General features: G+C 65.0%; 11 protein-coding genes. 8 read left to right on the top strand and 3 right to left on the bottom strand.

What is annotated here, in order from left to right; genetic code table 11:
- Window positions 1-7 precede the first annotated feature (7 nt).
- The 5 genes from ACTNFJ_RS01500 (at window position 8) to ACTNFJ_RS01480 (ending at window position 5,704) form a co-directional block, all read left to right on the top strand.
- Complete coding sequence (locus ACTNFJ_RS01500; protein WP_435907066.1) at window positions 8-1,717, top strand: PucR family transcriptional regulator; 1,710 nt, start codon at window positions 8-10, stop codon at window positions 1,715-1,717.
- Between the two features lie 90 nt (window positions 1,718-1,807).
- On the top strand, window positions 1,808-2,593 hold the full coding sequence (locus ACTNFJ_RS01495; protein ID WP_444711782.1) for an SDR family NAD(P)-dependent oxidoreductase: 786 nt from the start codon (window positions 1,808-1,810) through the stop codon (window positions 2,591-2,593).
- 35 nt (window positions 2,594-2,628) lie between these two features.
- Window positions 2,629-3,429, top strand: a complete 801-nt coding sequence (locus ACTNFJ_RS01490) for a polysaccharide deacetylase family protein (RefSeq protein ID WP_435907068.1) — start codon at window positions 2,629-2,631, stop codon at window positions 3,427-3,429.
- Window positions 3,426-4,625: a C45 family autoproteolytic acyltransferase/hydrolase gene (locus ACTNFJ_RS01485; protein ID WP_435907069.1), complete on the top strand. Its 1,200-nt coding sequence runs from the start codon at window positions 3,426-3,428 to the stop codon at window positions 4,623-4,625. Before ACTNFJ_RS01490 ends, ACTNFJ_RS01485 begins: the two co-directional genes overlap by 4 nt.
- Window positions 4,622-5,704 carry a tartrate dehydrogenase gene (locus tag ACTNFJ_RS01480; RefSeq protein ID WP_435907070.1) on the top strand — a complete coding sequence of 361 codons (1,083 nt, stop codon included), beginning with the start codon at window positions 4,622-4,624 and terminating at the stop codon, window positions 5,702-5,704. Before ACTNFJ_RS01485 ends, ACTNFJ_RS01480 begins: the two co-directional genes overlap by 4 nt.
- 2 nt (window positions 5,705-5,706) lie before the next feature.
- On the opposite strand, the gene ACTNFJ_RS01475 is transcribed toward ACTNFJ_RS01480, so the two are convergent.
- Complete coding sequence (locus ACTNFJ_RS01475; RefSeq protein WP_435907071.1) at window positions 5,707-6,216, bottom strand: DoxX family protein; 510 nt, start codon at window positions 6,214-6,216, stop codon at window positions 5,707-5,709.
- 46 nt (window positions 6,217-6,262) lie between these two features.
- Here ACTNFJ_RS01475 and ACTNFJ_RS01470 point away from each other — a divergent pair, with 46 nt between their 5' ends.
- From ACTNFJ_RS01470 to ACTNFJ_RS01460, 3 genes are all read left to right on the top strand, one after another.
- Window positions 6,263-6,706, top strand: coding sequence for a MarR family winged helix-turn-helix transcriptional regulator (locus ACTNFJ_RS01470; protein ID WP_435907072.1), 444 nt, complete (start codon window positions 6,263-6,265; stop codon window positions 6,704-6,706).
- A 212-nt stretch (window positions 6,707-6,918) separates the two neighbouring features.
- Complete coding sequence (locus ACTNFJ_RS01465; protein WP_435907073.1) at window positions 6,919-8,172, top strand: DUF6777 domain-containing protein; 1,254 nt, start codon at window positions 6,919-6,921, stop codon at window positions 8,170-8,172.
- Entirely contained in the window at window positions 8,169-9,449 is a 1,281-nt protein-coding gene (locus tag ACTNFJ_RS01460; protein WP_435907074.1) for a DUF6777 domain-containing protein, read from the top strand. Before ACTNFJ_RS01465 ends, ACTNFJ_RS01460 begins: the two co-directional genes overlap by 4 nt.
- Before the next feature lie 79 nt (window positions 9,450-9,528).
- Here the strand turns inward: ACTNFJ_RS01460 and ACTNFJ_RS01455 are convergent, their stop codons facing one another.
- Both ACTNFJ_RS01455 and ACTNFJ_RS01450 read right to left on the bottom strand, forming a co-directional pair.
- Entirely contained in the window at window positions 9,529-10,806 is a 1,278-nt protein-coding gene (locus ACTNFJ_RS01455) for a M20 family metallo-hydrolase (RefSeq protein WP_435907075.1), read from the bottom strand.
- Between the two features lie 76 nt (window positions 10,807-10,882).
- Complete coding sequence (locus tag ACTNFJ_RS01450; RefSeq protein WP_435907076.1) at window positions 10,883-12,526, bottom strand: amidohydrolase; 1,644 nt, start codon at window positions 12,524-12,526, stop codon at window positions 10,883-10,885.
- Window positions 12,527-12,634 lie beyond the last annotated feature (108 nt).

Genomic DNA, 12,634 nt, shown 5'->3' with positions numbered 1-12,634 from the left:
AGCAGCCATGGGCCGGGCCTCCAACGCTGCGCCAGAGGTCACCCTCGAGCGGCTTCTCGCCGTGCCTGCCATCCAAGTGGGCCAGCCTGAAGTACTCGCGGGGCATGCGCAGCTGCAGAGTCGCGTGCGGTGGGTGCACGTCTCTGAAGAACTCGACATTGCCCAGTACTTACGCGGCGGTGAGGTGCTTCTCTCTTCGGGAATGGCGCTGACCGGTGCAAGCGAGACCGATATGTCGGCCTATGTGCTCTCACTCGTGCAGCGCAGTGTTGCGGCCCTCATTCTTCGCACTACCAGTGGATCAGCCCCTCCGGAGGCGCTACTCCACGCCGCGGCGGAGCTCGGATTTCCCCTGATCTGGCTCCGGCGGCAGGTAGATTTCGTAGACATTACCGAGCACACGCATGATCTCTTGCTCGGCCACCGCATCAGGTGGATGCAGCAAGTCGAACTGTTTCGCACGGAACTCCTCGAACTCGCGCTGACTACGAACGCAACCGAGCTCATCGTCGAACGACTTGTCGAGATCACGCAAACTACCGTTGTGCTGGAGAGCCACAGCGGTGAACTTCTCGCAATCAGGGGTACCCGCGGCACACCCACCGGCGCGCTGCGTGATTGGAACACCAATCACCCCACCCGGCACGCCGTATACGTGAACGAGATCCGAGCCGGCAACGGCTGCGTCTGGGTCGGGATCCCCGCGCGTGGGCGTCTCCTCGCCACCCTCCACGTGCTCGGCGTGCACGCCCCGATCGACGAGAGCATCTTCGCTGCGGTGGAAGCTGCTCTGCCGGCCCTTAGGCTTGCTCTCAGCGCAGCTCCAGATTCCCCGACCTCGAGCACGCGCGGCGGCCAACACCTGATCGATGATCTTCTGACCGGTCGCCTCACCAGCGAAGTCGACATCCGCACCGCTTTCACAGGTCAGCGCCTCGCCTTCGACGAGGCCGCCCTCATTACATTCAGCTGCCGCGTGTTTCGGGCACCGCCCTCAGGTGACGGCGATCCATCATTCCGCCCGCAACCAGCACAGCTGACTCCTCTGCCGGCACTTCTTGAGTCGCTGCGGGCTCAACTCCACGCAATGGAGACGGGTTGCTCGTGGAGCCTGCTGGTGGTGCAGGAAGACACGCTCTTCGGCTTTGCGCGAGAAGACTCCGGCATGCGTGCCAAAATTCGCGAACAGCTGACGGCGGCCCACGCCCGATTGCAAGAGCGGGCAGGCAACAACCTTCTGGTGTGTGCGGGCATTGGAAATGCCCAACAACTGGTGGATCTGCCTGCAGCGCTGCGAGAAGCGCTCGATGCGCTGCGCCTCGGGCGCGGACTCGATGCTGTTCGCGTCACCTCGTTCGTTGACATCGCTCTCGAGCGCATGCTGGAGGAGGTGCCGGCGGCGGAGCTCGACGACTTCGTCGACGACGAACTCGGAGCCCTGTGCGCGCACGACGCAGAACGCGGCAGCGCCCTCATCGACACCCTTTCCACGTACTTCGACGCCTCCCGGAATGCGACCGAGGCCGCGCGAAATCTCTTCATCGAACGACGGACTCTCTACCATCGTCTTGATTCCATTCGTAGCCTGCTCCGCTCTCCCGCCCTGCTCGACGAACCTGGCAGCAGCCTGGAATTGGCGATTGCAGCGCTGCACGTCGCAGATACCAAGGCCGGTACGCAATCTGTGTCACCACTGAAGGGTTCAGTCACATATTGAGCATCGTGTTCCGAGGGAAGCCCGGCCTAGGCTCGGGCCATCGGGTCAGATTCCGGCCCGTCTCAACGTTCTTCGAAGGCGAGGCAAATCATGGATATGACAGGCAAAGTGGCCGTGGTCACCGGTGGTGGCAGGGGCAACGGCGAGGCAATCGCTCGGCGTCTGGCACAGGCCGGCGCACACGTAGTGATCGGAGACATCAACGCTGATGATCTCGACCGCGTCGTCGCCGACATCGAGCGCGACGGGGGGAAGGCCACCGGTCGCATCTGTGATGTCTCAAACCCCGATCAGGTTGAGGCCTTATTTCAAACTGCGGATGAGCTCGGAGGCCCGAACGCCGTCGTCGCGCAAGCAGGCTCCGTGCTCGAAGCCACACTCGAGAGCATCGAGCCAGACACGTGGGATCGTTTCATGTCGGTCGACGTAAAGGGTACCTATCTGTGCGTGCGGGCAGCCATCCCGCGCATGCGGGCTCTCGGGGGCGGGTCGATCGTCACCATGTCAGGCACCTATGCCTACCTCCCTGAAAAGGGCGTCGCAGCGCAGGCCGCGGCGAAGGCCGCAGTCATGGGAATGACGAAGGCGGTCGCAGTCGAAGTTGGGCCCGACAACATCCGAGTCAACTGCATCGTGCCCGGGTACATCGAGACCCCCTTGGTAAAGATGTGGGCCGACACCCATCGGGATCCCGAGGGCATTCGTCAGGCAGCGGCCGATCTGCACGCACTCGGGCGAATGGGCCGCCCAGACGAGATCGGAGCCATGGCGCTCTTCTTGTGCTCAGACGAATCATCGTTCTCGACCGGCCACCCGTACCACGTGGACGGAGGTCTCGCCGCTGGCCTGAACTACACCTCCAACATTCCCGACTGAGGCATCTGCACGACCCACATGCACGAGGAGCATCCATGAGCGGCACGGTCATCTTCACCTTCGACGTCGACGCAGATTCAGTCTGGGTTGGCGAAGACCCAGAAGCTGCGAAACATCCCGTCTCCCTCTCTCAAGGGGAGTACGAGGTGCGACGCGGACTCGATCTCGTGCTTCTCGCTCTGCGCGACTACGGTGTCACCGCTTCGTTCTACGTACCAGGCGTCGTCGCCGAGCAGCACCCGCAGCTGGTTGAACGCATCCTCGCAGACGAGCACGAGGTGGCGCATCACGGGTACACGCATCGCGCACCCGCCGGGCTCTCGCTCGAAGAGGAGCGTGAGGAGATGGAGCGATCCATCGCGAGCCTCCGCCGCTTTGGCATCGAACCGCGTGGATATCGTGCCGCCTCATGGGATGTCTCCCGCACCACCCTGCACCTCGCGCACGAGCACGGTTTCGTCTATTCCTCGAACCTGATGGCTGATATCGAGCCCTACCTACACGAGAGTGGGCTCGTCGAGCTGCCTGTGCACTGGAATCTCGACGACGCCGCGCACTTCTGGTTCGCCGGCGACGACACTTGGCTGCGCAAGCTCATGACAAATCGTGAGTCGAACGAGCTCTTCGATGCCGAGGCCGACGGCATCGAAGAGCTCGGCGGTACCTGCGTGTACACCTTCCACCCTCAGATCATCGGTCGCCCGGGCCGACTGCCCGTGCTCAGACACGCCCTCGAACGCGCCACCGGCGGTGCGACCACCCGGATCCGCACCGCCGAGGTCGCCGTGCAAGAATTTCTGGCCACCGCAGCGCCGCAATCGGAGACGAACTCATGAGCCATCCCCACAGATTCCGAGTGATCCGCGTCGCCGGATCTGCTTACGAACGCGGTGAATCCTACGGTTCACAAGCTCGCGACGAGATTCGCCGCAGCGTCGAAGGCTACGAGCTTGCGTTCGCGAGGCAGCGCGGATGGACTTGGGCAGAGGCAGTCGCGCAGGCAGCTCCCTACGAAGCCGTAATTGAAGACGCGTTTCCCGAGCTCATCACCGAAATGCGCGGCATCGCTGCGGGTGCCGGCCTGACACTTGCCGACATACTGACGCTGAACTGCCGCACCGAGTTGCTGTGGCCGGGTCTCACCGCCACCGCGCCGCTCGGAGGTGCGCGCGAGTGCACCTCGTTTGGTCTCACCCCAGAGCGCACGGCATCGGGTGAGGTATGGGTCGGCCAGAACTGGGACTGGCTCGTTCACGGCGTCGAATCGGTCGTGATGCTGGAGGTCGAGCGAGACGATCGGCCGAACTTCGTCACGATCGTGGAAGCCGGGCTGCTCGCGAAGGCGGGCATGAATGCAAGCGGTGTCGCCGTCGTCGCCAACGCCCTCGTGTCTTCGGCAGATCGGGGCGATCCCGGTCTCCCCTTCCACGTCATGCTGCGCGCAGTGCTCGACTGTGCGACCCTGACCGACGTCGTGCACGCGCTGCACGAGAGGCGGCGCGCCTCTTCAGCCAACTACCTCGTCGGTGAGGCATCAGGTGCGGTGATGAATCTGGAAGTTGCCCCGGGTGGGGTGGATCGCGCATCCGTGCTTCTCCCCCAGAACGGGGCCGTCGTTCACGCGAACCATTTTCAGAGCCCGCCCGCAGACATCACCGATCTCGCACCGCTCGGCATGTCAGACAGTTATGTACGGCAGCAGCGAATGTCTGCGGCTGTTGCCGAGGACCGGCGCACGCTCACGCTTGACGATGCGCATGAGGCCCTTTGTGACCACGCAGGCTTTCCGAATTCGATCTGTTGCCACCCGGATCCGCGCGATGCCGAAGGCGAACAGTGGCAGACAGTACTCTCGGTCGTCTTCGAACCCGCGACGCAGACGATGTATCTCGCTCCCGGCACGCCGTGCGCCCATCCGAAAGAACGGTTCGACCTCAGCGCATTCCTCGGGGCTCCGCCTGCGTTTACTGTGCCATCCGAGCGCGCCGCCCCTCACCACGCTACTCCGATGCTCGAAAGCAAATCCTCATGACCGCACTCTACCGAGTTGCCGTCGTTCCTGGTGACGGTATTGGCGGCGAGGTCGTCGACGCCGCACGCGAGGTTCTCGACGCACTCTTCGCCGGGAGTGCTTCCGCGGAGCCGCTCATTAAGTGGACCGAATTCGATTGGGGCAGCCAGTATTACGCTCAACACGGGCGCATGATGCCCGAAGACGGGCTCGAGCAACTGCGCGGGTTCGACGCCCTGTTCTTCGGCGCGGTTGGGTGGCCCAGCGTGCCCGATCACATCAGCCTCTGGGGGCTACGTCTGGCAATTTGTCAGGGCTTCGACCAGTGGGCCAACGTGCGTCCCGTCACCTTCCTCCCCGGAGTTCCGTCTCCGTTGCGGGATGCCGATTCGCGCGCGCTCGACTGGATCGTCATTCGCGAAAACAGCGAGGGCGAGTACGCCGGCATCGGCGGCAGAAACTTCACCGGCCGCGACGGCGCCGGCGAAGTCGCCGTGCAATCATCGCTCTTCACCGAGCGCGGGTGCGAACGGATCATCCGCTACGCCTTCGAGGTCGCACGATCACGCCCGCGTCGACACCTGACCAGTGTGACCAAATCGAACGCACAGCAATACGGCATGGTGATGTGGGATGAGATCTTCGCCCGTGTTGCGAAGGAATACCCTGATGTGATCGCCGACAGTTGCCTCGTCGACGCGATGGCCGCCCGCTTCGTGCTGCAACCCGAAAAACTCGACGTCGTCGTGGCATCCAACCTTAACGCCGATATCCTCTCTGACCTCGGCAGCGCGCTCGCAGGGAGCTTAGGCCTTGCGGCAAGCGCTAACTTCAACCCCGAGCGCCGGACGCCAAGCATGTTTGAGCCCGTGCACGGTTCAGCGCCAGACATTGCCGGAACCGGAGTGGCGAACCCCATCGGCGCTATCTCGAGCGCCGCATTGATGCTGGATCACCTCGGCGAACACGAGCTCGGCGACCGCGTGCGCGCCGCCGTCGCGGCCACGACCCGCGATCGGGTGTTGACCCCGGATATCGGCGGCAATGCGACCACACACGATGTGGTTCTGGCTGTCATCGAGCGGCTGCACGAAGCCTGAGATCACATGCGTGACCGGAGGAATCCTCCACTTCGCAACCAGCGCCACGCGCCCGTCGACCACAGCGCCCAGACCACAAGCACCGGCTGGAAGAACAGTCGACCAAGCCTCGCCGCATCTGTACTCAGACCGAATGCGTCGACTCCCTCGACGTACTGCGAAATGTTGCCAGGGAAAATCGCGACGAAAAACAACGCGACGATCAGCCCCACGATAGGGCGAGCCACTCGCGGCGCAAATAGGAGTGCCGCACCGAGGAGGATCTCGACGACCCCCGAAGCCACCACCACGAAATCTGCGTCGAGCGGCAGCCAGGTCGGTACCTGCGCCTGAAATTCCGCACGCAGCGCCGTGAGGTGCCCGATACCCGCGAAGAGGAGTGCGGCACCGAGCAGCGCCCGGGCGATGGTGCGAGCTGCGCGGGCTGATCCACCCCCGCGCGAAGCCTCGCGGGCACGGGCTTCTGGCTCGTCGAGTGGCGCGGGTGTGGGCGGGATCGGTTGCTCAAGCATGCCTCTAAGTATTGCGCGCAATTAAGTTGTGCACAATACTTATTGAATGAAAACGGCTGACCTGCACCTGCAAAACCAACTGTGCTTCGCGCTCTACACGGCATCTCGCGCCACTGCCGCCGCCTACCGAGAGGCGCTCGCTGAGACGCAACTGACGTTTCCGCAGTACCTCGTGATGCTTGCGCTCTGGGAAAACGACGGGCTCACCGTGAGCGAACTCGGCACCGAGTTACACCTCGATTCGGGCACCCTCTCCCCGCTCCTCGCGCGACTCGAGGCCAGCGGCTACGTGACGCGATCGCGGCCCGAGCGCGATGGGCGCCGCGTGGTGGTGCAGGTCACGTCTGCGGGAGCGGAGCTGCGCGCAGTGGCGGAGCGGATCCACTGTGCGATAGTCGAGCACCTCGACATGCCCGAGGCTGAGGTCACCGAGCTGCGCGACATGGCCTCGCGACTGACCAAGCTGATTGAGGGGCGAATCTCAGGGTAATTCGCTCGCACAACCGTCGTTCGCACTTGCCATACGCACGCCCTACTCGCTATATTTTCCAAAAGTAGACAGCGTTCTACCTTGGATGCCAGACAGAATCGTCAGGCAATCAAGAATTTTCGTGCAGGGGGCAGGCCATACGGCCATACCGCTTTCTTGCTGCGGATCCCACCTAACATGCTCCAAACTCTTGAGCGAACGGATTCTCACTCTTGTCCCTGAATGCACCGACGCAGGCGGCCCCACCTCAACAAGGGAAACGCAAAGCACTCATCACCAGCAGCATCGTGGTAGGAGCACTGCTACTCGCTTCTCTTGGCGGGCTGGGCTGGGTTCTCTTCAAGCCGGTCACCACCGAAGTGATGCTGCAGCCTGCTGGCTACGTCACCAGCAGCCCCTTCGCTGCAGACCCGTTCGCCGGGGCGCCTGACCCGGCACTTGCCACCCCCATCGACAACTCCGGCGCCGTACCCGCAGGGTCGCTGAACTCGACGCCCACCAACGCCACAGGCCCGGCGATCTACGGCGGCTCTGGCGATAAAACGTTGTGCGAGGCGCAGGAGTTCGTCGAGTTCATGAAGAAGAACTCCGCTCAGGCGCAGGCCTGGGTCGACGCGCTCAACGCCGACTCGACGTTGTCGTGGCAGAGCGGCAAGCTGACCGTCGCAGACATTCCCGCCTACGTGCAGACTCTGGCACCCGTGGTCCTGATGACCGACACGCTCGTCACCAACCATGACTTCGTGAATCAGAAGCCCGTGCCCTACCAGTCGGTGCTGCAAGCCGGCACCGCAGTGCTCGTCGATATGTGGGGCGTGCCCCGCTTGCAGTGCTACTGCGGCAACCCGCTCACGCTGCCCCCGGGCACTGCGGCCACGCCCAACTTCGTCGGCACCCCGTGGGTCGGGTTCTCTCCCGCGAACGTGACCAACCTCACCCCGCCCGCACAGCCGGTGACCTCGCTGACCGTTGCAAACCTGAACAACCCGGGCAGCACCCTGCAGATCACCCCCGGCAGCGCCACCGCCACCCCTGCCACCCCCGCAACACCCGCACCTGCTCCAACACCAGCGCCGGCCCCGACGCCCGCGCCGACCGCACCGGCTGGCGGTTTGTTCCAGAAGCCTTCGCCGCCGACCCCCACTGCCGACCTGTGCAGCGGAGCGATCGGGGGTAACTTCGGGACCGTTCCGGGCGATTCCAATTTCACCGCGACCAACAACAGCCCGGTCGAGGTCGACATCTGGCTTCAGGAACTTACGTGGACCGCCGCGCCAGGTGATGACCCCGCCTACGGCGGCACCGTCGACGGCTGCACCATGCAGTACATCGGCACCCTCGCGAAAGGCTCGCAGGACGGTTTCTGGGGCCCCGTAGGCATACAGTGGGCTGCGTTCGAAGGCGTGAACGGCACCGGGCCGATCGCCACCTACGCCAATAGCGGCAACGCTTGGATGATCCCGTGAGCGCGCAGGGCTGGTACGACCAGCACGGTGTGTTCCACGAGGGCACCCCGCCCACGCCTGCGCCCGCTCCGGCTCCCGCCCGCAAGAACACCGGCCTGGTCGCGCTGCTCATCACGCTGAGCGTGCTGCTGGTCGCGACCTGGGGTGCGATCGCGTGGGCACTGCTCACCGGTTTCTCGCTTGCGAACATGAGCACTGCTCCTGTCGCAGACGAAGCGCCGGCTTCCTCAGCAACCCAGGTCATCGACGTGGCGCTGGCTCCTGCCGCAGCAATCGGGGCGAATGCCTTCACCGCCACCCCCTGGGCCACGACGCCCGCATCGACACTCGCCCTCGACGCGAGCGGATCCGCCAGCCCCGCTGCCGACCCGGCACCGGTCATGGCGATGCCCGGCGACACCGACAGCCTCTACGCGTTCCCGCTCGGATCAACCTACGTCACGGCCGAAGCCCCGTCACTGCTGGCCGGACTGTCGACTGATCCGGCGCGGGCCGAAGCGTTCGTAGCAGCCCTCAACAGCGACCCGGAGCTCGGCTGGGGTCAGCCGCTCACGGTTGCCGACCTCGAGGCCTATCTCAGGCAACTCAGCTATGTCGCGCTCGCCGACGACACCTGGGTCACGCACCACGCATTCGTCGATGGGGCGGCGCAGCCCACCCAGGCGGTGCTGCAGAAGGGCACCGGCGTGCTGATCGATCGCTTCGGGGTGCCGCGCGTGCGCACCATTTCGGGCGACCCGTTGACGCTGGCGGATCACGCCGAAGGTGCAGGCATCAGTGCGACCGTGGGCGAAAGTTGGCCAGACTTCGACCCCGCCGAGGTTGTGGTGGTTCAGCCCGCCAGCACGGTGCTCGACGCGTTCCAGATTGCCAGCGATTCGGGGCCGGCCGGCATGGCCGCGACCCCGTGCCGCGGCGTTGGGATCGGTGCGGCGTGCGATCCACCCGGGGCTGCTGCGGTGATCGAACCGGCACCCGCCGCTCCCGCGAACCTGGTAGTACCGGCGGCGACGAACTGCACACCGATCGCGACCGTGGGCCCGGCGGTCGACTTCCGCTACCTCAACAGCAGCGGTGAAACCCTGTATCGCCACGATTTTGATCCGACCACGTGTACGTACTTCGGACCACCGGCCGAGGGTATCCCCGACGGCTACGCGACCGGTTGGAGCCTCGCCAAGAGGGGCGCAGACACCAACTACGTCGTGTTCGCGAAAGCCGATGGGACGATCGTGTCCGAGTTCCTGGTGGAGAGCATGGCTGTCGTCTTGCGGTAGGTGGTGGGTGAATGGCCTGCAGCAGGGCATGGGCAGGGCATGTGGCCGGGCACATCGGTGCCCGACCCGAGAGCGCGACTCAGTCCGCGAGGTCTCCGCGCACCAAGCGGGCCACCACCTCCGAGAGCATCGTCACGCCCGCAACGCTGTCGGCGTCACTCGAGTTCTCGAGCTCGTTGTGCGAGATGCCCTCGATGCTCGGAATGAAGAGCATCACGGTCGGCACAATGTCTTTCATGTTCGTCGAGTCATGCCCCGCGACCGTCATGATCTCGGTGTGCGAAAGCCCCAGCTCAGTCGCCGCGGCACGCGCGAGATCCACACCCTCTGACTGGTAGGGCGACAGGCCCCACTGGTGGGTGAGGTGGCGTTCGACGGTGACGCGGGCCCGCTCCTCGATTTCGGCAATCTTCTCCACAAGGATCTCGTTTGCCCGCTGCAGCACACCTTCGTCGGGCGAGCGCAGATCCAGATTCATCACGACCTCGCGCGCAAGTGTCACCGGCGAATTCGGTTCGAGCGACAGCTCGGCCACCGAGGAATGCAGCAGCCCCTCGTCTAATGCCTCGGTGAGTTCGCGCGCGGCAACGATGAGCAGCGCAGCCCCGAACAGCGCATCTTTGCGGTCGGCCATGACCGTCGACCCCGTGTGCCCCTGCTCGCCGTGCACCACGATGCGGTACTTGCTCGCGGCCCAGGTGCGATCGACCAGGCCGATAGTGTGGCCACCGTTTTCGAGGCTTCGCCCCTGTTCGATGTGGATCTCGGCATACCGTGCTGCCGCGGGGGCCTCGGCCAGGCGCCCGACCGCGCCCTGCGCCAGGGCTTCGGAGACGGAGATGCCGGCGCGATCCACCGTGGAAAGCGCATCTGCGGCACGCATCTTGCCGGTGAACACCGACGAACCCATCATGCTGGGCGTGAAGCGGCTGCCTTCTTCGTTGAACCAATTCACCACCGCGAGGTTGAACGCCGGCGCGATCTCGCCTCGTTCGATCCGGGCGCGGGCGTCGCGGGTGGCGTGTGCCGCTGCGAGCACGCCATATGCGCCGTCGAAGCGCCCAGCCATCGGCTGCGAGTCGAGGTGCGAGCCGACAAGCACGTAGGGCGCCCCGGGCACGAATGTGAGGAGGCCGAACTGGTTGCCCACCTCATCACGAGTGACCTCGAAACCGTTGCGTTCGAGCCACGCCGCGAACCAGGCTCGAGTCTGGTGGTCGGCATCGGTTGCCGCCTCGCGGTGCACGCCGCCACGCTCGGTCGCGCCGAAACTCGACATCTCGGCGAAGTCGCGCAGGAAATCGGTGCCGGTGAGGGCGTTCTGGTCTGCCGTGGGGGTGGTCATGTTCTCTGTCATCGTGACACCTCTGGTTCTTGCTCAGTGGATCGGGTTCGTGTGGATCGCGCTCGCGGCGCTGGGTATGAGCGACGGCCTAGTGCGTAAGCGAATCCAAGCCGCCGTGCCGAAGTTGGCCGCCGACGAGCGTCGCTACGACCTCAATCTGTGCGATGCGATCGCTCGGCACTGACGTGACGTCATCGCCGAGCACGACGAGATCGGCGAGCATGCCTGCCGCCAGCACGCCCTTGCGATGCGCCCACCCGGTGGCCATGGCCGAACCCCGCGTATAAGCGGCGAGCGCCTGCTCGGCGGTGATCCGCTCAGCTTCGCCGTAGGCTGCTCCGGTCTCGGTGAGTCGCTCGACGAACGCCTGCATCACCGCGAGCGGGGCGCCGGGGGCAACCGGCCGGTCGGAGCTTCCGGGCAGCACCGCTCCCGCGCCCAGCACCCGCGCAGCCGGGTACGACAGCTGCACGCGTTCAGGTCCGAGCTTTGCCGCCATCCCATCGCCGAAGGTCGGAATGAAGAAGGGCTGCGGCACCAAAACAATCCCATGCTCGGCGAGCTGCGCGATTTGATCGTCGCGCACCACTCCCCCGTGCTCGATGCGATTGGGGATGGTCGGCCGACCGAACCGCTGCTGCGCCTCGGCGATCGTATCGATCGCGAAGTCGACGGCCCGGTCGCCGATCGCGTGCAGCGCGAGCGACCATCCGGCGGAGGCCGCACGCAACACCTTCTCACGCACCTCGTCGGGGTCGCCGAGCAGGTAGCCGTGGTTGCCGGGGCAGGCGGCATAGTCTTCGGTCATCGCGGCGGTGGATCCGAGCAGCGAGCCGTCGGTAAACACCTTGACCGGCCCCACCTGCAGCCACTCGTCCCCCAAGCCGGTGCACAGGCCTGCGTCGAGCGTGACTGCGTCGGGATCGCTCGCGTGGCCCGGCACCGCGTGCAGAGCGTCGAGCGTAATCATGGGCTGCATACGGGTGAGGAGCTTGCCCTGTTGGCGCGCCTGCTGATACGCGCCGAGCTCCTGGGGGCTGTGCCCGATCCACCCGCCCGCGATGCCCGCGTCGGTGACCGAGGTCAGCCCTTCACGCACGTACTGCTGGGTAGCGACGTGCAGGGCGTGCACGATGTCGGCGCGCGAGTCGGGCAGCAAGTGCCGCTGCACCAGCTGCTGGGCGTTCTCTTCGATCAGGCCGGTGGCGCGGCCCTGCGCGTCGATGACAATCTGCCCGCCCTCGATCTGTTCGGTCGGGTAGTCGGCGATGCCGACTTCTGCGAGAGCTATGCCGTTGAGGGTATATGCGTGGCCCGACGAGTGCTTGAGCCAGAGGGGGCGCCCGCCGGTCGCCGCGTCGAGCGCGTCCCTGGTGGGTAGCTCGGTAGAGATCCCCAGCGGGTTGAAGTTCGATCCGATCACCCAGGCGCCCGCTGGCACGGAGCGCGCGTACTCGTGAATGCGGCGGATCAGCTCGTCGCTCGTGCCGGTGCCCGACAGGTCGAGTTCGAGTAGGGTCTGCCCGAACCACACTGTGTGGGCGTGGACATCGTTGAAGCCAGGAGCGATGAATGCGCCCTGCGCGTCAAGGGTGACCTCGGCGGTGACGCCATCGAGCTGTTCGTCGAGGCCGACGATCAGGCCGTTCCAAATGCCTATCTTGCTCGCTCGCGGACGCGACGTGTCGCCCGTCCAAATGCGCCCTCGTTCAATGATGAGGTCGATACGCATGCGTGCTCCTTCGCTGCTGGGTCTGCCTCCCCATCAAACTCCGCCGCCCGCGCACGTGCAATCGCCAGATGGTCATTCAGAGCATCGTGATGTTGTGCAGATGCCCAT

The sequence above is a fragment of the Leucobacter shiyiweii genome (assembly GCF_052446065.1).
In the GTDB taxonomy this organism is placed as follows: domain Bacteria; phylum Actinomycetota; class Actinomycetes; order Actinomycetales; family Microbacteriaceae; genus Leucobacter.
The sequence above is the reverse complement of the archived record's forward strand: the minus strand, read 5'-3'. Positions and strand labels throughout refer to the sequence as shown.